The organism is Gracilibacillus kekensis, assembly GCF_900143085.1.
GTDB lineage: Bacteria > Bacillota > Bacilli > Bacillales > Amphibacillaceae > Gracilibacillus > Gracilibacillus kekensis.
This window is the reverse complement of the sequence record NZ_FRCZ01000004.1, coordinates 398083-417004: the sequence shown is the minus strand read 5'-3', so window position 1 is coordinate 417004 and position 18922 is coordinate 398083. Positions and strand designations below refer to the sequence as shown.

Sequence of the window (18922 nt, the reverse complement as noted above, 5' to 3'; positions counted from 1 at the left end):
TAAAGCCTTAGAAGTGATTGCCATACAGTAAAATTTCCAGTCAGCTAACGATGTTAAGCACCGAACACAGCAAATAGCTGAGGGAATAACGTGAAAAGGCGAGAAGTAGTTGTAACTTTTGTTACTTCATTATAATTTCTCGACATTACTACTACTATGTAGAATGGTTCAGTGCACAGTAGATTCCTTACACAAGTTAATTAAGCCTAATTTTACAATTGATAAGAATAAAAGTCATAGGCTATGGTCGTGTTCTGAAAATGTTCTTTTGCTTCTGCTACTAATTGATCGATATCATCTGCTTGAAAACGTGAAGAGATATGGGTCAGTATTAATTTTTTTACATTCGCTTTTGCTGCAATCGATGCTACTTGTTCTGTCGTTGAATGAAAATAGTCTAAAGCGAGTTGCTCTTGATTCTGTGCAAAAGTTGCTTCATGAACAAGTAAATCTATTTTAGACAAAAAGGTAATTAATTCGGTTTTTGGTCTTGTATCCCCAAAGATGGCTACACTTTTACCTTTTTTCGATTCTCCTATATAATCGGCTGATCGGACGATTGTACCTGATTGTAATTCCACATATTCCTCCTTTTTAAATAACTGATAAACAGGACCGGGATCTATTCCATCCGCTTTAAGTTTATCAACTAACAGAGGTCCAATTGTATCTTTTTCATCAATTCGAAAGCCGAACGATTCAACACCATGATCTAGCTTCCTGGCAGTCACTATAAATTGCTCGTTTTCAAAAATAATGCCTTCGTCAATTTCTATGATATTGATAGGATAGGAAAGTTTAGATTCACTAAGTAATATAGTGGTTTCGATAAATTTTCTTATTCCAGTCGGACCATAAATCGTGATCGGTTTCTCTCCACCTTGAAACGAGCGACTACTTAACAGACCAGGAAGGCCGAAAATGTGGTCACCGTGAAGATGAGTTATAAAAATCCTTTCTATTTTCCTAGGCTTTATCGTAGTATGTAGGATTTGATGTTGAGTTGCTTCCCCACAGTCAAACATCCACATTGTATTATTCTCTTGTAATAAGTCTAATACGATGGAAGTGACATTTCTATTTTTGCTTGGTAAGCCTGCCCCAGTTCCTAAAAAGGTTACCTTCATATCTATAATCTCCTTTCTATTTTTTTCTTTGTTTTATTTCAGCCGCTAGTTCAGGCACATCGGTAAACATTGCGTGACATTCTAAACGCAGTACTTTAGAAATGGACAACGGGTTATTAACCGTATAAACTGCAACATATAAGCCATTTTGTTTAGCATTAGTTACTAAACGATTGGATAAAAGCCGGTAGCGTATATGTATTCCTTTTGCATGTATCTCTTTACTAAATGAAATTATACCAGAGGTTCGTTTACTGGTTAATAGCGCATAATCAATTTTAACGTTGAGTGAATCAAGCAAAGCAATGCTTTTATGATTAAAGCTAGAAATAACTGTATTTTCTACCATGTTATAACTCTTTAATTTTTCAATTACAATTTTTTCAATGTCGGGATAAGAAATAATATTATTTTTCAATTCTACATTTAATTTTAAGTTTTTTTCTTTATTCCATGCAAGTAAATCGTCTAAAGTCGGAATTTTTGTACCTTTATAAGAAGAGGATTTCCAGCTTCCTGCATCTAAAGTAAGTAATTCCTCATATGTAAAGTCTTTTACAGAACCAGTTCCGTTTGTTGTTCTATTGACAGTCTCATCATGGATTAAGACCGGTATACCATCCTTTGTTAACTGTACATCTGTCTCAATGCCATCAGCTCCCTGTTTGTAGCCAAGTTCAAAAGCTGGCATAGTATTCTCAGGCGCATGTTTGCTAGCCCCTCGATGTGCATAAATAATTGTAGACATTCTTTCACCCCATAATAGTTTATTACTTATTGATTGTCATTAACATCTAGTAAAAAGTCAACAATGGAATCTTTAATTCATAAAAAATATACAGTATCTTAACAATATGCAAGTTATTCTTTAAATTTTTTCGGATGTGATATGATGGAATTGGAGATGATCTTATGAATAAATTAAAAGGAAAACATATACTAATTACTGGTGCATCAAGTGGTATCGGCGAAGCTTTAGCATATAGAGTTGCAGAAAAAGAAGCTATACCCATCTTAATAGCCAGATCTGAAGAAAAATTGGCATCCATATCCAAACAAATGGAAGATCATTTTCATATAAAAGCGAGATATTATTCGGTTGATATTACCGATAGGGCTCAATGGAGCAATGTATTGGAAGAAATTCTAAGATCGGTGCAAACGATTGATGTATTAATTAATAATGCAGGTATTGGATACTTTGAGACATTTGAATCTTCCGATTGGAAACAAGTAGATAATATGTTGCGCCTCAATTTGGACGCTTTATATTATACTACATATCGATTGTTACCGATTATGAAAAAACAAACTCCTGCGCATATAATTAATATTGGATCACAAGCAGGAAAAGTTGCAACACCTAAAGCAGCGATTTATAGTGCTACTAAAGCAAGTGTAATAAGTTTTTCCAATGCATTACGAATAGAATTAAAAAACAGAATTTATGTAACATCCGTTAATCTCGGCCCAGTTAAAACAGCTTTTTTTGAAACTGCAGACCCCACTGGCAGATATCAATCAAATGTTGCCAAGTACATGTTAAATCCTGATGAAGTTTCTACTAAAATTATTAAACATTTGTTTACTGGAAAAAGGGAAATTAATTTGCCCTTTTGGATGCACGTTGGAAGTAGAGTCTATCAATTCTTCCCAAGATTAATGGAATTTATATTAAAAACTGCCTTTAATAAAAAATAAGGAGAGATAATATGAGATTAACTATTACTAATCAAGCGCTTGACAAATTAACAGAACTAGACAATAAAGACAATACTATTCTAGCCCTTTCATATGATACCGAAGGGTGTGGTTGTGGTGTAAACGGTATGCCTACAATTGCACTAATAGATGAAAAGGAAGAAAATCATCAACAAGTGATATGTGATCAAAGAGAAGTAGTGGTCCACAAACAGCAAGCCACTTTTTTCGCTAATGAAATGACCCTTGATTATAATGGTGCTACTTTCCGACTTACTAGCCCGAATGAAATGTTGAATCCGTTTATTCATGTCAGCACTGTGTCTGCAACTTTATAAAAATGCCTTGGTATATTGGCAGAGTATTATCATATGGTAATGCACCTCATGGGAACAGCTCTTTCTTCGCAGAAAATCACTAAAATTTTCTGCGAAGAACATGAACCCAATGGTTTCATTATATTAAGAGTAATGTACATTTACTTACTATTCTTAGCATTATCGATGTTGCTGGTACTTGTTAGCTATTGAAATATTTTGCACTTGCTTAAATTGCTCGGGTTCGAAGTTTTGATTTAACGCATTTACATTCTCTTTTAATTGTTCAATCGAGCTAGCACCTGTTACAACGGAACTTATTGCACTATTCTGTAGTACATATTGTAATGCTAGACCTGTTAACGTTTGGTTCCCTTGTAACACCTCTTTTAATTGTTTCACAGTTTGTATTAACGACTCTTTGTCGTAATCCAAATATCCTTTTTGTGCTTTCGTATTAGTAACTTCTAATCCGTTATTACTTAACATTCCTTTCGCAAGCGATCCTCTAGTTACAACACTGATATTATGCTGATCAAGTAACTGGAACATTTCTTCTTCCGGTCGCCTGTCTAATATGCTGTACTGCATCATTACACTAACAATTTTAGATCTTTCAATATATTGTCTAATAACATTTGGTCGAATTGAGGAAATGCCATAATATCTGATAATGCCTTCAGCTACCAACTCATCAAACGCTTCAATTGTTTCATCTATTGGATCTTCGATAGTCCCACCATGAAGTTGGTATAAATCGATATAATCAACTTGCAATCTTCTTAAACTATCTTTTACCTGGTCTTTGATATAAGATTTACGAGGATCCCAAAACCAACTTCCATCTTCTTTTAAATGATTTCCAACTTTTGTTCCTAAGATTACTTGATCGCGTTTATGCTTTATTGCCTTTCCGACTATTTCTTCGTTTTTTCCCTGGTCATATAAATCTGCTGTATCAAGATAATTTATCCCGAGATCTAATGCTTCATCAATAATATTAGTAGCTTTCGTTACATTCGTCCCTAACGACATACACCCCAGAGAGAGGGGAGATACATGTAATTTAGATTTTCCTAATTGATTTTTATTCATTTGTGGTACATCCTTTCTATCTGTGCTTAGTATATATCCATTGTACAAATCGCAAGAAAGAAATACAATAAAGAGAGACTTCTACTTAGTAGTTTTAAATATCCTACTAGTAATTACAAATATTAACAGAATGTTATAGAACTGGTTGATAAGAGGAATTGAAGTGAAAGAAGGGATGAAAATATATGAAGCATTTTGAAGAAAAAACAACGAATACGCAATCTATCTTTAACGGGAAAGTGATAGATGTTCAAGTAGATGACGTACTTTTGCCGAATGGAAAAAATTCTAAAAGAGAAATTGTAAAACACCCTGGAGCAGTTGCTATCATTCCGATTACACAGGATAATAAAATCATTTTTGTCAAACAATATCGTAAGCCATTAGAAAAGACGTTAATAGAAATTCCTGCCGGTAAATTAGAAGAAGGAGAATCACCTGACATAACCGTTTTAAGAGAATTAGAAGAAGAAACCGGATATACCACTAATCAATTACAATATATTACATCATTTTATACATCGCCAGGATTTGCCAATGAAATTATTTATTTATATGAAACCAATTCCTTAGAAAAAGTACTGGAACCTAAACCTTTAGATGAGGATGAATTTGTAGAATTAATGGAATTGTCCATCGGAGAAGCGGAAAAGTTGATTGCTACACAAGAAATTCATGATGCAAAAACGATGTATGCAATTTTATACTTAAAAAATAAAGGTATGAGATAAAATGTTAAAAGATTATTTTGTAGATTTACATATTCATGTTGGTCGCAATTTTCTAGATAAACCCGTAAAAATCACCGCTTCGAAAAATCTTACGATAACCAATATAATGGAAGAAGCGAGTGAGAGGAAGGGGATTGATGTTGTCGGTGTAATTGATTGCCATGCTCCTGCTGTTCAAACAGAAATTAAAAACGCAATTTCACAAGAAAAAGCACTAGAGCTGGAATATGGTGGTATTCGATACCGTAATACCACTTTGATTCTTGGTGCCGAAATTGAGGTGTATGACGATAATTGTAAGGGGCCAATCCACGTACTATGTTATTTTCCTTATTTGAAAAACATGGAACAGTTTACTAATTGGCTTTCGCAACGCATGAAAAATATCGAACTTAGTTCTCAGCGATATTACGGTAGTGCCATCGATTTGCAAAAGAAAACCCGCGATTTGGATGGTTTGTTTATTCCTGCCCATGTATTTACCCCTTTTAAAAGTTTGTTTGGTAAAGGTGTGTCTCGTTCTCTGGAAGAAGTACTTGACCCTAATTTGATTGACGCTATTGAATTAGGGCTTAGCTCTGATACAAAAATGGCTGATCAAATTACTGAATTACATTCCTTTCCTTATGTAACAAATTCTGATGCTCATTCATTAGGGAAAATGGCCAGAGAGTATCAACTAATGTACTTAGAGAAACCTAACTTTAATGAACTAAAATTAGCCTTAACTAAACGTTCAAACCGAAAGATTAAAGAAAACTTTGGTATGAACCCAAAATTAGGTAAATACCATGCAACCGCATGCGCAAACTGCTTATCTAAAATGGAGGAAGGTAAACCTTGCCCATCTTGTAATTCTATGAAGTTTGTGAAAGGTGTGTCAGATCGCATTCAAGAATTAGCCTCTAGTAAAAAAGTGGTAACAGACAGACCAAATTATACGTATCAAGTTCCTTTAGAATATTTACCGGGATTAGGACCAAAAACAATGGAAACACTATTGCAACACTTTGGAACTGAAATGAATATCATTCATTATGTTCCAGTAGAAGCTCTAATAAAAGTAGTAGGGAATAAATTAGCTGCAATGATTATAAATTTACGTGATGGTAAGGTGAATCTTTCAGAAGGGGGAGGAGGTAGGTATGGGAAAGTGTTAAAGAATTAATTGCCTACTGGTATGTACACAGTTCCGGCGATATTTCTTGATCTTCTTAATTAGTTCTATTTCTATTAATCGATTCATAGATTGTATGGAGAACTAAGTTGGAGGATGTGAAGCTATTGAAACCAGTTAAAAATAGAAAACCAATTACAACTCATTTCACTAAGTATCACACTATTTATATTTTTACAATAATCCTTTTTATAACAGGTATAATTTTCGGGGCGATTATTGTAAATAGTATGAATTTTGTACAAAAGACAGACCTATACTTTTATCTAGAACGATTCTTTCTTAGTTATTTACAAGAAGATACGGTTACACACCAAAGTTTATTTAAAAATGCTTTTTTTTATCATATACAGTTTTTATCTTTGCTCTTTTTTCTTGGAATAGCTGTTATTGGATTGCCTATTATTTGGGTGCTTTTATTCGTAAAAGGAGTTGCTATTGGGTTTACTGTAGGATTTTTTGTTAACCAGCTCGGCTTAAAAGGCTTAATATTTTCATTTTCTGCAATAGCTCCACAAAATTTAATTATTATTCCTATTTATATAATAGCCAGCAGTTTTGCCATGATCTTCTCACTAACATTATTGCAAAGCATGTTCTCTAAGCGATATAAACAACCTATTTTGCAAATATTCTATCGTTATATTATTGTGTTTACCGGTTTACTGGTAATAGTCAGCATTGCTGCTTTATTGGAATCATTCGTTTCATTTGAAACGATGAGAATAATATCTGACCGTATTATTAAATGATAATAATTATTAAGAAATAACACAAAAATCCCTTTTTTATAATAATTTTAATTGACACCTTACATTTGTCTCTTTATAATTATTAATGTAAGGAGGTCTTCGTTATGGAACATCGATTAGACCGGGTTAAAAAAGAATTGCACGCTCAAGGTTATAAATTAACGCCTCAACGAGAAGCGACAGTTCGTGTATTGTTGGAACGTGAAGAGGATCATCTTAGTGCTGAAGATGTTTATTTATTAGTTAAAGATAAAGCACCTGAAATTGGTTTAGCAACTGTATATCGAACTTTAGAATTACTTACTGAAATAAAAATTGTAGATAAGATAAATTTTGGTGATGGTGTATCTCGTTATGATTTGCGGAAAGAAGGTGCGAAGCACTTCCATCATCATTTGGTATGTACTGAATGTGGATCTGTAGAAGAAATTATGGATGACCTTTTAGAAGATGTTGAAACTATTGTACAAACAGATTGGGGTTTCTTAGTTAAAGATCATCGCTTGACCTTTCACGGTATATGCCAAAAATGTCAAGATAGAATATGTCGAAATTGTGAAGCAAAAAAATTAGCTGCAAAATAGGTATATTTTCGGATATTCTCGGTATAAATTCTAATAGAATCTAATTTTTATTAGGAGAATGCCGAATGCCATCCGTTTTTAAACTATTTGGAGAAATGATCAAGTTTTTTATTATATTTATTTTGTGTACCGTTTTATTTTATTATGTAATTAAAGCGGTACACAGTGAATATGAGAAATTAGATCGATACGAGTATCCACAAGGAAACGCAGTGAAAGTATTTCAACAAGAAGATCCAGATGTATGGGAGCGTTTAAGTATATTTTTTCGATTGGGTGAATAATACATGGAAGAGATGCAATATCCTATAGAAGAATTCTTTCATTTTTTGAGGATTGAGAGAGGATTGTCTACCAACACTATCCAAGCATATAAACGGGATCTATTGTTATATGTTGAATATTTGAAAGAACATCGTAGTATCACTCAATGGGAAGACGTTGGTCGCCAAGATGTAATGCACTTTTTGTATATGCTAAATGATAAAGGAAAATCCTCTGCAACCATTGCTAGAATGTTATCTACTTTACGCTTGTATCATCAATTTTTAATTAGAGAATATCAGTTGAAAGAGGATCCTAGCTTGCATATAGAAACACCGAAAGCTAATCGTAAATTACCAAAAGTTCTTTCACCAAAGGACATAGATAAATTACTAACTATACCAGCGACAGATAAATATACAATAAGAAATAAAGCCATGCTTGAAACTTTATATGCTACGGGTTTGAGAGTAACGGAATTAATTAGCCTGACAATGAACGATTTACATTTGACAATGGGTTTTGTTCGTTGTTTTGGAAAAGGTTCAAAGGAAAGAATTGTACCTTTAGGAGATATTGCAAAAGATTCTTTAGAGACGTACATAGGACAAGCCAGATTGCAATTTGTAAAACAGAAGTCAACAGAAACAGTCTTCGTTAATCATCATGGTAATCCATTATCACGACAAGGTTTTTGGAAAATCATTAAAGATGTTGCAAAAACTGCTGGTATAGAAAAAGAATTATCCCCCCATACACTAAGACATTCATTTGCCACTCATTTGTTAGAAAATGGTGCAGACCTTAGAGCTGTTCAGGAAATGCTCGGTCATGCAGATATCTCCACGACTCAAATATATACCCATGTATCAAAGTCAAGACTTAAAGACATTTATAAATCACATCACCCTAGAGCCTAAAAACGTCACTTGTAACATAGTGACGTTTTTTTTATTGCGCGGAAAATATATAACCGGTAGTATTTTGGTATTCAATTACCGTTTTAAATTTAACAACTAACTTGTCGGGATTTATGAACAATATGAAATGAAACGTCGCCCATATTAACACTTATCTCCATTTTAGCGGAAGCACTTTATATGGTGTAGAAAATGTAATTGACTCTATCTTTCAGATAACCTTTTAGAAATATACCACAGAGAATTTAAGTCTATTTATAAGTTTACTTTAAAAATGGTTATACTTTTCAGCTAATTTGGGAAAAATAGAAATGTTATTAATCGGAGGTGACGAATGTTGAAAAATAAAATAAGTTTAATGTTAGTATGCGCGCTGAGTATATTGTGTATCTTTAGCGGGAATGTACTTGCACACCATGAGGAGAATCATGTTTCAATGGAGGTTAATGAGAATAAATCTCTTGATCTTGCTAAACATTCTCAATCAGCAATTTTAATAGAACGAGATACAGGTAATATCATTTTTGATAAGAATGCAAATGAAAAATTACCACCAGCAAGTATGACAAAGATTATGACTCTATTATTGATCATGGAGGCTATCGAGAATGCTCAACTATCTCTTGACGAGTCAATTAGAATCAGTGAAAATGCGGCATCTATGGGTGGGTCGCAAATCTTTTTGGAAACAGGAGAAGAAATGTCTGTAGAAGATTTATTAAAAGGTATTGCCGTAGCATCAGGAAATGATGCAAGTGTCGCTATGGCCGAAAGAATTGCAGGCAGTGAACAAGCATTTGTAGAAATGATGAATAAAAAAGTGGAGGAACTAGGGTTAAAATCTACTAAATTCCAAAATTCCACAGGATTACCAGCAGATGATCATTACAGTACTGCACATGATATGGCGATCATGGCGAAAGCATTATTAAAATATGAAGATATTACCAAGTACACAAGTATCTACGAAGATTATTTACGTAAAGGTCAGGATAATGAGTTTTGGCTGGTGAACACAAATAAACTGGTTCGATTTTATGATGGAGTAGATGGTCTGAAAACAGGTTACACAAATGAAGCAAAATTTTGTTTAACAGCAACCGCAGAAAAGAATGAAATGCGGACTATTGCTGTTGTATTGGGTGCAGGAAGTACAAAAGAACGTAATAGTGACGTAAGCCAGTTACTTGATTATGCCTATGCAAAATATGAAACGAAACCACTTTATGAAAAAAATCAAGCTGTCACTTCTTTTGAATGGTTAAAAGCAGATAAGCAAAAAGTGAATGTCGTAACTAATGATTCGGTTTCCATTTTATATCAAAAGGGAACTGATTTGAACAAAATAGAAACAAAAATAACCATTAATCAAGATATAGATCTACCAGTCGAAAAAGGAAGTATGGTAGGTAAACTGCAAGTTATGGAAGAAGGAAAGGTGATCAGTGAAACAGATTTGATTGTGAAAGATGATATCAAACATGCGAATGTGTTTCAATTATTCAAGCGAACCTTTCAGTCTTTTTTTTAAGTATTAATTTTTCGACATCTATGTAAAAAATCAGCTTTTTAAGCCGATATTGTTCTAGTTTTGTCAATAAGCAGGATTGTTTTAAAGAGATATAGAAAATAGTACTACAGAAATGAATTGGGAGGGATTTTTGATGCAATTGCATTCACAATTTAATATTGTAGAGGATGTACTTATCGTTCGTTTAGATGGAGAATTAGATCATCATTCTGCTGCTCGATTAAAAATAGAATGGCAAGAATGGTTACAAAAAAAAGAAATAAAACATGTTATTTTAAATTTAAGTCAATTACACTTTATGGATAGTTCAGGATTAGGTGTAGTGTTAGGTCGTTATAAGGAAGTAAAACAGTTAGGTGGAGAAATGATTGTTTGCTCAGTCAATCCGGCAGTAAAAAGACTTTTCGACATGTCCGGCTTATTTAAAATTATTCGCTTAGAATCTGATGAAGTATTTGCTTTGACTAGCTTGGGGGTGGCGTCATGAATAATTCAATGGAATTGAAATTTAAAAGTGTAAGCGATAATGAGGCATTTGCTAGGATTTCGGTTGCTGCCTTTGTGTCTCAAATCGACCCCAATATGGATGAGCTTACAGAGATAAAGACAGTTGTATCAGAAGCCGTTACTAATGCAATCATTCACGGATATGAAGAAGATCCGACACAATATGTCTTTATTTCCTGTACTTTAACGGATAACAGTTTATCTGTATTAATAGAAGATAAAGGGTTAGGAATTGAAAATGTAGATTTGGCAAAAGAACCACTATATACTTCAAAGCCAGAATTGGAACGATCAGGAATGGGTTTTACGATCATGGAGAACTTTATGGATAAAGTTGAAATCATTTCTTATCCAGGTGAAGGTACCAAAGTGAAAATGACGAAAGATTTTCAAACTTCGAAAAGCATGTGTAATTAGGTGATGCCGATGAAAACAAAAATGTCGAATGCATCACCATTAGAGGATAAAGAGGTCAAACGGTATATTGCATTAAGTCAAGAGGGAGATGAAGAAGCAAGATCCTTATTGGTTGAGAAGAATATCAGGTTAGTTTGGTCCGTTGTTCAACGATTTATGAATAGAGGTTATGATCAAGATGATTTATTTCAAATTGGATGCATAGGCTTAATAAAATCAATTGACAAATTTGATTTAGCTTATGATGTAAAGTTTTCTACTTACGCAGTACCAATGATAATAGGCGAGATTCAGCGATTTATTAGGGACGATGGTACAGTAAAGGTTAGTCGTTCCTTAAAAGAAGTAGGTAATAAAATCAGGCATGCTACGGACGATTTAACTAAGGAATATTCCAGAGCACCAACTATCCAGGAAATTGCAAATAAACTAGACTTATCTCCCGAGGATATTATCCATGCTCAAGAAGCAACCAAGAAACCACAATCGATTCATGAAACGGTTTATGAAAATGATGGGGATCCCATTACTTTATTAGATCAAATTGCAGATGTAAATGATAATTGGTTTGACAAAATGACGATCGAACAAGTAATAAATGAATTAGATCAACGTGAACGGCTTATCGTTTATCTAAGATACTATAAAGATAAGACACAAACAGAAGTAGCCACTCGCCTTGGTATTTCTCAAGTACAAGTATCACGCATTGAAAAGAAAATACTAGAGAAAATCAAAGAGGAAATAAGCAATTAAGACTATCCATTCGGGTAGTCTTAATTGTTTTAAAAATCAGAATTAATTCATAAAAAAACTAAACTGCGAAGAAAGAGTCGTGATAATTTTGAAATGAATTGTTTATTAGTTATCCGCTCCGGCTGCCCACTTCCCTTTCCGTGGGGTTTTCCCTTCAGCTAACTTTTTCAAGCATAGACCGCTTGAAAAAGTGGATCTTCAGGTAAAACATTCCCACAGGAGTGAAAGTGGGCGGCCTACGCTATAAATAGATTCTACAACGGTTTTAACAGTTATAAATTCGGCCATTCCAGAAATGCTGAGATAGTAGTCATTATTTTAACTCTTGCATTCTCTGTAGAAATTTATCTAGCGCAGGCGTCCACTTCGACTCCTGGGGGATTAGCATGTTCTGAAGATCCACTTTGAAAAGTGTTTTTCTTTTCAAAGTTAGCTGAAGAGCATGCCCCCGGAAAGCGAAGTGGGCAGGCCGTAGCGGCTGTTACGCACATACTTTCATTCAAAATTATCACTTGCATTCATAAATAACCATCAGTTACTTCGCAGTTTGGTCTAATGTATACGAGTGATTTTTTTATGCATGTTTATGTGAAAAGTTCTCATACTAGAAATATATCATTATAAAATTACATTACCCTACATAAAAAAGGTCTGCTCAGAAAAAGGATGAGAAATATGCAGGATGAGAAGGTGTATCTTCGTCTAAAAAAGAAAATATCTGTTGATTCAAATCAACTTTTACGGCTGGGTGATATTTCTTATTTAACTGGAAATATAAGTTACTTAAATAAAGTTGAAAATTTAAAAATTTATCAAATCACTGAAGCAGATAAAAATGTGTCTGTAATTGATGGATTTCAGTTATTAACTACATTGGTGGATACGTATCCATTTTTAACGGTAGAACTAGTCGGAGCAAATCAAGTCATAGTGGAAATAAAAAAAAATCAGAAGAAAGCTAATGTTCTATTAATTCTTATCATCTGGTTACTTCTTTGTATAGGTTCTGCAATGGCAATAATGAATTTCCATTATGATGTCAGTATGGAAGAAGTACATAAAGGATTGTATTACTTATTAACAGGTGATCAAATTGAAAAACCGCTATGGATCCAAATACCTTATTCTATTGGCCTTGGTCTAGGGATGATTCTATTCTTTAATCATATTTTCAAAAAACGCTTTAACGAGGAACCGAGCCCATTAGAAGTAGAGATGTTTAATTATCAGCAAGATCTCGATAATTATTTAATTTATCATGAGAATACTTTAAATAATCAAAATGAAAATTGAACTTATGTATATATTGATCCAAACAATAGTGGGCTTTGGCTCAGGATTAATAGTCGGTTCAGGATTTGTAGCATTTCTAACGGTCTTAGGAATCATCCCTCGACTCGTACAGCTAAGTAAATCAATTAATTGGATGAATTACTACCAGGCAAGTGTGATCATAGGTGCTTTAACAGGCACTTATCTAACCTTCACAGATATGACGATCGACTTACCTAATCTTGTGCTAGTTTTTTGGGGTTTATTACACGGAGTTTTTGTTGGAATGCTAGCTGCAGCACTGACTGAAGTATTAAATGTATTTCCAATATTAATGAAAAGACTAGGTATTGATAAAGAATTATTATGGTTTCTAATGGCTATCGTCATCGGAAAAATAATGGGTTCCCTGTTTCATTGGCTTATTTTTGTAGATATTATTTAGAGGAGGAAGTAATTACTAGTGAAAAATAAAAATGCAACAAAAATATATCCGTCTATCGAAAAAAATCAAGAATTTCTTAAATCAAAACTTGGCATAGGAGTGTCATTTGATGTTGGGTTCCGCGAATTAGTTGTACTTAAGAAAAAAATCCAATTATATTATGTAACAGGATTAGTTGATACGAGTTTTATAATTGAAATTATGAAAAAGTTAGTCTCAATTAATGATGACGAGAATGTACATAGCAATTTATATGATGAATTAAATAATCGTATTGTTCATCAACAAATCGAAAAAGCAAAAACAATGGATGAGGCAATTGACCAAATGTTATCCGGACTGCTTGTAATCTTTTTGGATGGCGAATCTGAATGTTTCATTATCGACGTTCGTCATTATCCGGGAAGGGCGCCACAAGAGCCTGACACCGAGAAAGTTGTAAGAGGTTCCAGAGATGGATATACAGAAAATATTATCGAAAATACAGCACTAACCAGGAGAAGAATTAGAGATGAACGATTGCGACATGAAATTATACAAGTAGGTGAACGTTCGAAAACCGATATTTGTATTTCCTATTTGCAAGATGTAGCAGATCAAGGACTTGTAAAATTAATAAAAGATGAATTAAGCCAAATAGATGTAGACGGTATATCCATGGCAGATAAAACTGTTGAGGAATATTTGGTAAAACAAGGATTAAATCCTTATCCATTAGTACGTTATACAGAGAGACCAGATGTTGCTTCCACACATTTATTGGAAGGGCATGTGCTAGTAATGGTAGATACGTCTCCAAGTATGATTATAATGCCAACGACATATTTTCATCATGTTCAACATGCAGAAGAGTATCGAGAGGCTCCAGCAGTAGGTACTTTTGTTAGATGGGTTCGTTTTATAGGAATTACTGCATCGTTGATTTTACTGCCTATGTGGTTGTTACTAGTGTTAGATCCTACATTATTACCTGAGAATTTACAGTTCATTGGCCCTAATGAGACAGGTAACATTCCAATTATAGTTCAAATATTATTGGCAGATATTGGTATTGAATTTTTAAGGATGGCTGCTATACACACACCTACTCCGCTTTCAACAGCGATGGGTTTAATTGCTGCGGTTCTAATAGGTGAAATAGCAATTGAAGTTGGCTTGTTTAGTGCGGAAGTTATTTTATATGTCGCAATAAGTGCGATTGGAACGTTTGCCACACCTAGTTATGAATTAAGTGTTGCCAATAAGATGGCAAGAATCTTATTAGTAATTTTGACATTTGTTTTTCAAGTTAAAGGATTAATTATTGGAATGACACTATTTTTATTATTATTGATTTCTACCAGATCGTTACAGACTCCGTATTTGTGGCCGTTAATACCGTTTAATGACAAAGCCTTGTGGCAAATATTATTTCGGGTATCTATGCCGTTGTCTAAGACTAGACCAAGTATTGTTCATCCGAAAAATAATCAAAAACAATCATGAACTAGTAAACAAACACTTGAACTACGGAAGCGGCTGTGATAAATTTACTTTATACTTTGTAATGCTTTGTTGAAATGGGAATGAATATATCCCTTGTCCCCCCGTTTTTTGTGAAAAAAAGACGAGGATAAGGGATTTTTGTTTGAACAATCATTAACTGTGAAATTTGTTAAAGGTAGAAGGCGAGGTCAGAATATGTTACACCCGTTCAATGTCAATGCTCAAGGACATCTAACAATAGGGGGTCTAGATTCTATTGAGTTAGCTAATAAATATGGCACCCCCTTGTTCGTATATGATGTAGAAAAAATCAGACAAAACGCGAGGGCATTTGTTGATACTTTTCGAGAACAAGGTATAAAAGCACAAGTTGCTTACGCTAGTAAAGCTTTTTCGTCAATTGCTATGATCCAAGTTGCAAAACAAGAAAACTTAAGTTTAGATGTGGTATCGCAAGGAGAACTATACACAGCTCTAAAAGCAGATTTTCCTGTAGAAAAAATACATATGCATGGAAACAACAAGAGTATTGAAGAAATTGAGATGGCAGTTGAACATGATATTGGTTGTATTGTGATTGATAATTTCTATGAGATTGATCTGCTAGCAAAAACGCTACAAGACAGGCAAAAAGAAATGAATGTTTTGATCAGAGTTACACCTGGAATTGAAGCACATACCCATGATTATATTTTAACGGGTAACGAGGATTCAAAATTTGGTTTTGATTTATCAAATGGACAAGCAGAAGAGGCTATACAAAAACTAATGAATATTAATTCTATTCACATTTTGGGACTTCATTGTCATATTGGCTCTCAAATCTTTGAAACAGATGGTTTTACAATGGCGGTTGAACGTTTGTTTCAAACTCTAAGTGATTGGAAAAGTCGTTTTCAATTTGAATCAGAAGTTTTGAATCTTGGAGGTGGATTTGGTATTCGTTACACGAAAGATGACGATCCACTACCATTATCGATTTATGTTCAATCCTTAATTGATACGGTTAAAAAGCAAGTTCAAACGTATAGAATGGAATTTCCTGAAATTTGGATTGAACCTGGCCGTTCCATTGTAGGAGATGCCGGTTTAACATTATATACATTAGGATCTGTTAAAGATATTCCAAATGTAAGAAAGTATGTTTCAGTTGATGGTGGCATGACCGATAATTTAAGGCCTGCCCTTTATAACGCAGAATATGATGCAGTAATTGCGAATAATGTCTACAGTAAGAACAAGGAAGAAGTTTCAGTAGCAGGAAAATGCTGTGAATCAGGTGATATGTTAATATGGAATATAGAATTACCTATTGTTAAGAATAATGACATTTTAGCCGTTTTCTCAACAGGTGCATATGGTTATTCGATGTCCAATCATTACAACCGATTTCCTAAGGCGGCTGTCGTGTTCGTAGAAAGTGGACAAGATAAACTAGTAATAAAACGAGAATCGTTTGAAGACATGGTCCAAAATGACCTGTCCTACGAATAGGAGGAAAAAATAATGAAACAAGCTGTAATAGAATTTGAAAATGGTGAAAAAATTGAAATTGAATTATATGAGGAAGCTGCTCCAAAAACAGTAGAGAACTTTGAAAAGCTAGCAAATGATAAATTTTACGATGGTGTGATATTCCACAGGGTTATTCCTGGCTTTGTTGCACAAGGTGGGGATCCTACTGGAACAGGAATGGGAGGACCTGGCTATACAATTAAATGCGAAACAGAAGGAAATCCTCATAAACATGTGGCAGGATCATTATCTATGGCACATGCTGGTAAGGATACGGGCGGAAGTCAGTTTTTCTTAGTTCATGAAGCACAACCACATCTTGATGGTGTTCATACTGTATTTGGTCAAATCACAGAAGGTTTGGATATGATGCTTCGTATTCGCCAAGGAGATATGATGAAGTCTATACGTGTTACCGAAGTGTAAACTATTACTGCAATGGCATATTTAGATAAAGATTGACATCACTATGGGAATATACTATTGTAAACATTAGGTATGAGACGTAAAAAGACTCAAAGGAACGATCAAAATGCGCAAAAAAAATAGTATACTCTTTTTAGTATTATTGGTGTTGGCAATTGTATGGGGTTGTTATTATTGGTTTGAAATTGTATTATCATCCTAGTTTATGGAAAGAATATATAAATAGTAACTACTTTTGGATGAAAACATAACATATTCTATATATGATTGTTATGAATAATGAGGGGTTCAATATGTTAATTCGTTTTAAAAAAAGGTTTGAGAAAATTGCAATGGGTTTACTTTCTTTCATGCCAGATGAAAAAGAAGTGAAAAAACTGCAAGATACCATTAATGAGTACGAATCAAATGATAAATGGCAACTATTTTTGTGGAAGCATGAAGAAGATGTCTTAGGTGCTATTGGTGTTTATTTAGATGAGGACTCACAAACCGCAGTAGTGCAACATATCACTGTAAATCCTTCCCATCGAAACATGGGTATTGGAAAAGATATGGTCAATGCTCTTAAAAATCATTACGGTACATCTTATGAAGTGATTCCGAATGACTTAACAGATAAGTTCCTGCAAAAATGTTCGGAGAATTCAAACGAGTGAAAAAGAACCTTTGCTAACCTTATCTAGCAAAGGTTCTTTTATATAATTTACTAGTAATGAGATATTGCAGACGGGATAATTAATTGTCTTCACGGGATAAGTCCACTTATCCTGTGAAGAGAACCTATTATCCCGTTAAGCGCAGGGAATATCCCGTTAAGAAAAATCGATATCCTGTAAAGAACCTCTTCAAATGCTCCAATAACTTCACAGTCTAGTTTAATATTTCGTTATATTAAAAAAGCTTATCGTCATATGACGATAAGCTAGCAATTTCTTTCTAGAACCAAGCTGCACCTACGATAATTAATAAAATAAACAACACAACTATTAACGCAAAACCACCGCTATAAGAATATCCCATTTTAAAACCTCCTGTTGAGTTTAATTTAATCAATTTATAATTGATCTTTCTAGATTAATGTATGCATCATCGCTTAAAGGGTATAGGCACTTATAACAGATAGCCTATAAATTTGAATATTTAGTTGGAGGAACCGGTATGTCAGACCATTATCAAGTTAAATTAGAAACATTTGAAGGCCCTCTTGATCTATTGCTACACCTGATCAATAAATATGAAATCGATATTTATGATATTCCAGTCTCTGAAATAACATCTCAATATATGGCATATATCCACACGATGCAACAATTGGAGTTAAATATTGCTAGTGAATATTTAGTGATGGCAGCCACTTTACTTGAGATTAAAAGTAAATTACTTTTGCCGAACCCAACTCTGGAAATAGAAGAGGAGTATGAAGAAGACCCTCGAGAGGAACTGATGAGAAGACTTATCGAATATCGTAAATACAAAGAAGCTGCTGAACATTTAAAAGAACGAGAAATGGAACAGAGCCAAGTACATACTCGCCCTCCTATGCAAATAAGTAAAGAGGAAACACAAGAGTTGCCAGCAGGGGCTGCAAATATTTATGATATAATTGAAGCTATTGGAAAAGTGATGGAGAGAAGAAAATGGAATAGACCTATGGAAACATCTGTGAAGCGTCAGGAAGTATCCATTGATCAACGAATGGGTGAGATCATGGAAAAGATTAAAGATATCAAACAGCCAATATCTTTTTATCAACTTTTCCCTAATAAAACACGAACTTATATAGTAGCGACATTTATAGCTATACTAGAGTTAATGAAACAGAAACAAATTAATTGTAAACAAGAGAGTAATTTAGACGAATTAATTGTTTTTCGCTACGATGATATACGTTGATGGA

23 protein-coding genes are annotated in these 18922 nt (G+C 33.9%); 19 read left to right on the top strand and 4 right to left on the bottom strand.

Going from position 1 to position 18922, the window contains the following annotated elements:
- Positions 1-212: 212 nt before the first annotated feature.
- Positions 213-1127: a ribonuclease Z gene (gene rnz, locus BUC25_RS12335; protein WP_073202164.1), complete on the bottom strand. Its 915-nt coding sequence runs from the start codon at positions 1125-1127 to the stop codon at positions 213-215.
- 16 nt (positions 1128-1143) lie between these two features.
- A complete protein-coding gene (locus tag BUC25_RS12330; RefSeq protein ID WP_073202163.1) occupies positions 1144-1875 on the bottom strand; it encodes a glycerophosphodiester phosphodiesterase in 732 nt (243 codons plus the stop codon).
- A 164-nt stretch (positions 1876-2039) separates the two neighbouring features.
- Here BUC25_RS12330 and BUC25_RS12325 point away from each other — a divergent pair, with 164 nt between their 5' ends.
- Together BUC25_RS12325 and BUC25_RS12320 are read left to right on the top strand one after the other, a co-directional pair.
- The gene (locus BUC25_RS12325) at positions 2040-2828 is read left to right on the top strand and encodes an SDR family NAD(P)-dependent oxidoreductase (protein ID WP_073202162.1); all 789 of its coding nucleotides are present in this window, start codon (positions 2040-2042) and stop codon (positions 2826-2828) included.
- An 11-nt stretch (positions 2829-2839) separates the two neighbouring features.
- Positions 2840-3166, top strand: a complete 327-nt coding sequence (locus BUC25_RS12320; RefSeq protein ID WP_073202161.1) for an iron-sulfur cluster biosynthesis family protein — start codon at positions 2840-2842, stop codon at positions 3164-3166.
- Between the two features lie 159 nt (positions 3167-3325).
- On the opposite strand, the gene BUC25_RS12315 is transcribed toward BUC25_RS12320, so the two are convergent.
- Positions 3326-4240 (bottom strand): aldo/keto reductase, encoded by a 915-nt coding sequence (locus tag BUC25_RS12315; RefSeq protein WP_073202160.1) that lies wholly within the window; start codon positions 4238-4240, stop codon positions 3326-3328.
- A gap of 185 nt (positions 4241-4425) precedes the next feature.
- Between BUC25_RS12315 and BUC25_RS12310 the strand changes: the two genes are divergently transcribed.
- The 16 genes from BUC25_RS12310 (at position 4426) to BUC25_RS12235 (ending at position 17681) form a co-directional block, all read left to right on the top strand.
- Positions 4426-4971, top strand: coding sequence for an NUDIX hydrolase (locus BUC25_RS12310; protein WP_073202159.1), 546 nt, complete (start codon positions 4426-4428; stop codon positions 4969-4971).
- Between the two features lies 1 nt (position 4972).
- Positions 4973-6139: an endonuclease Q family protein gene (locus tag BUC25_RS12305; protein ID WP_073202158.1), complete on the top strand. Its 1167-nt coding sequence runs from the start codon at positions 4973-4975 to the stop codon at positions 6137-6139.
- Positions 6140-6255: 116 nt separating this feature from the next.
- Positions 6256-6900 (top strand): stage II sporulation protein M, encoded by a 645-nt coding sequence (gene spoIIM, locus BUC25_RS12300; RefSeq protein WP_084543460.1) that lies wholly within the window; start codon positions 6256-6258, stop codon positions 6898-6900.
- A gap of 104 nt (positions 6901-7004) precedes the next feature.
- The gene (fur, locus tag BUC25_RS12295; RefSeq protein ID WP_073202157.1) at positions 7005-7484 is read left to right on the top strand and encodes a ferric iron uptake transcriptional regulator; all 480 of its coding nucleotides are present in this window, start codon (positions 7005-7007) and stop codon (positions 7482-7484) included.
- A 65-nt stretch (positions 7485-7549) separates the two neighbouring features.
- A complete protein-coding gene (locus tag BUC25_RS12290) occupies positions 7550-7768 on the top strand; it encodes a DUF4227 family protein (protein WP_073202156.1) in 219 nt (72 codons plus the stop codon).
- A gap of 12 nt (positions 7769-7780) precedes the next feature.
- Entirely contained in the window at positions 7781-8668 is an 888-nt protein-coding gene (xerD, locus tag BUC25_RS12285) for a site-specific tyrosine recombinase XerD (protein ID WP_073202190.1), read from the top strand.
- A gap of 334 nt (positions 8669-9002) precedes the next feature.
- On the top strand, positions 9003-10199 hold the full coding sequence (locus BUC25_RS12280; RefSeq protein WP_073202155.1) for a D-alanyl-D-alanine carboxypeptidase family protein: 1197 nt from the start codon (positions 9003-9005) through the stop codon (positions 10197-10199).
- 133 nt (positions 10200-10332) lie between these two features.
- Positions 10333-10686 carry an anti-sigma F factor antagonist gene (gene spoIIAA / locus BUC25_RS12275; protein ID WP_073202154.1) on the top strand — a complete coding sequence of 118 codons (354 nt, stop codon included), beginning with the start codon at positions 10333-10335 and terminating at the stop codon, positions 10684-10686.
- Positions 10683-11123, top strand: a complete 441-nt coding sequence (spoIIAB, locus tag BUC25_RS12270; RefSeq protein ID WP_073202153.1) for an anti-sigma F factor — start codon at positions 10683-10685, stop codon at positions 11121-11123. The genes spoIIAA and spoIIAB overlap by 4 nt, the downstream gene beginning before the upstream one ends.
- 3 nt (positions 11124-11126) lie before the next feature.
- Positions 11127-11879, top strand: coding sequence for an RNA polymerase sporulation sigma factor SigF (gene sigF / locus BUC25_RS12265; RefSeq protein WP_073202189.1), 753 nt, complete (start codon positions 11127-11129; stop codon positions 11877-11879).
- A gap of 675 nt (positions 11880-12554) precedes the next feature.
- A complete protein-coding gene (locus BUC25_RS12260; RefSeq protein WP_073202152.1) occupies positions 12555-13172 on the top strand; it encodes a stage V sporulation protein AA in 618 nt (205 codons plus the stop codon).
- A gap of 4 nt (positions 13173-13176) precedes the next feature.
- Entirely contained in the window at positions 13177-13596 is a 420-nt protein-coding gene (locus BUC25_RS12255; protein WP_425292871.1) for a stage V sporulation protein AB, read from the top strand.
- An 18-nt stretch (positions 13597-13614) separates the two neighbouring features.
- Positions 13615-15081: a spore germination protein gene (locus tag BUC25_RS12250; RefSeq protein ID WP_073202150.1), complete on the top strand. Its 1467-nt coding sequence runs from the start codon at positions 13615-13617 to the stop codon at positions 15079-15081.
- 195 nt (positions 15082-15276) lie between these two features.
- Positions 15277-16575 (top strand): diaminopimelate decarboxylase, encoded by a 1299-nt coding sequence (gene lysA / locus BUC25_RS12245; protein WP_073202188.1) that lies wholly within the window; start codon positions 15277-15279, stop codon positions 16573-16575.
- 12 nt (positions 16576-16587) lie between these two features.
- Complete coding sequence (locus tag BUC25_RS12240) at positions 16588-17022, top strand: peptidylprolyl isomerase (RefSeq protein ID WP_073202149.1); 435 nt, start codon at positions 16588-16590, stop codon at positions 17020-17022.
- Between the two features lie 293 nt (positions 17023-17315).
- Positions 17316-17681, top strand: coding sequence for a GNAT family N-acetyltransferase (locus tag BUC25_RS12235; protein ID WP_073202148.1), 366 nt, complete (start codon positions 17316-17318; stop codon positions 17679-17681).
- Between the two features lie 280 nt (positions 17682-17961).
- On the opposite strand, the gene BUC25_RS12230 is transcribed toward BUC25_RS12235, so the two are convergent.
- Entirely contained in the window at positions 17962-18045 is an 84-nt protein-coding gene (locus BUC25_RS12230; protein WP_073202147.1) for a YjcZ family sporulation protein, read from the bottom strand.
- 138 nt (positions 18046-18183) lie between these two features.
- Here BUC25_RS12230 and BUC25_RS12225 point away from each other — a divergent pair, with 138 nt between their 5' ends.
- A complete protein-coding gene (locus tag BUC25_RS12225; protein WP_073202146.1) occupies positions 18184-18918 on the top strand; it encodes a segregation/condensation protein A in 735 nt (244 codons plus the stop codon).
- Positions 18919-18922 lie beyond the last annotated feature (4 nt).

Excerpts from the sequence above, each read along its gene's own strand:
- lysA (WP_073202188.1), top strand. The coding sequence starts at position 15,277 with ATGTTACACCCGTTCAATGTCAATGCTCAAGGACATCTAACAATAGGG.
- BUC25_RS12330 (WP_073202163.1), bottom strand. The coding sequence starts at position 1,875 with ATGTCTACAATTATTTATGCACATCGAGGGGCTAGCAAACATGCGCCT.
- BUC25_RS12290 (WP_073202156.1), top strand. The coding sequence starts at position 7,550 with ATGCCATCCGTTTTTAAACTATTTGGAGAAATGATCAAGTTTTTTATT.
- rnz (WP_073202164.1), bottom strand. The coding sequence starts at position 1,127 with ATGAAGGTAACCTTTTTAGGAACTGGGGCAGGCTTACCAAGCAAAAAT.
- BUC25_RS12235 (WP_073202148.1), top strand. The coding sequence starts at position 17,316 with ATGTTAATTCGTTTTAAAAAAAGGTTTGAGAAAATTGCAATGGGTTTA.
- BUC25_RS12315 (WP_073202160.1), bottom strand. The coding sequence starts at position 4,240 with ATGAATAAAAATCAATTAGGAAAATCTAAATTACATGTATCTCCCCTC.
- BUC25_RS12240 (WP_073202149.1), top strand. The coding sequence starts at position 16,588 with ATGAAACAAGCTGTAATAGAATTTGAAAATGGTGAAAAAATTGAAATT.
- BUC25_RS12260 (WP_073202152.1), top strand. The coding sequence starts at position 12,555 with ATGCAGGATGAGAAGGTGTATCTTCGTCTAAAAAAGAAAATATCTGTT.
- BUC25_RS12310 (WP_073202159.1), top strand. The coding sequence starts at position 4,426 with ATGAAGCATTTTGAAGAAAAAACAACGAATACGCAATCTATCTTTAAC.
- fur (WP_073202157.1), top strand. The coding sequence starts at position 7,005 with ATGGAACATCGATTAGACCGGGTTAAAAAAGAATTGCACGCTCAAGGT.
- BUC25_RS12225 (WP_073202146.1), top strand. The coding sequence starts at position 18,184 with ATGTCAGACCATTATCAAGTTAAATTAGAAACATTTGAAGGCCCTCTT.
- BUC25_RS12255 (WP_425292871.1), top strand. The coding sequence starts at position 13,177 with ATGTATATATTGATCCAAACAATAGTGGGCTTTGGCTCAGGATTAATA.
- xerD (WP_073202190.1), top strand. The coding sequence starts at position 7,781 with ATGCAATATCCTATAGAAGAATTCTTTCATTTTTTGAGGATTGAGAGA.
- BUC25_RS12325 (WP_073202162.1), top strand. The coding sequence starts at position 2,040 with ATGAATAAATTAAAAGGAAAACATATACTAATTACTGGTGCATCAAGT.
- BUC25_RS12280 (WP_073202155.1), top strand. The coding sequence starts at position 9,003 with ATGTTGAAAAATAAAATAAGTTTAATGTTAGTATGCGCGCTGAGTATA.
- spoIIAB (WP_073202153.1), top strand. The coding sequence starts at position 10,683 with ATGAATAATTCAATGGAATTGAAATTTAAAAGTGTAAGCGATAATGAG.
- spoIIAA (WP_073202154.1), top strand. The coding sequence starts at position 10,333 with ATGCAATTGCATTCACAATTTAATATTGTAGAGGATGTACTTATCGTT.
- BUC25_RS12320 (WP_073202161.1), top strand. The coding sequence starts at position 2,840 with ATGAGATTAACTATTACTAATCAAGCGCTTGACAAATTAACAGAACTA.
- BUC25_RS12230 (WP_073202147.1), bottom strand. The coding sequence starts at position 18,045 with ATGGGATATTCTTATAGCGGTGGTTTTGCGTTAATAGTTGTGTTGTTT.
- BUC25_RS12305 (WP_073202158.1), top strand. The coding sequence starts at position 4,973 with ATGTTAAAAGATTATTTTGTAGATTTACATATTCATGTTGGTCGCAAT.
- sigF (WP_073202189.1), top strand. The coding sequence starts at position 11,127 with ATGCCGATGAAAACAAAAATGTCGAATGCATCACCATTAGAGGATAAA.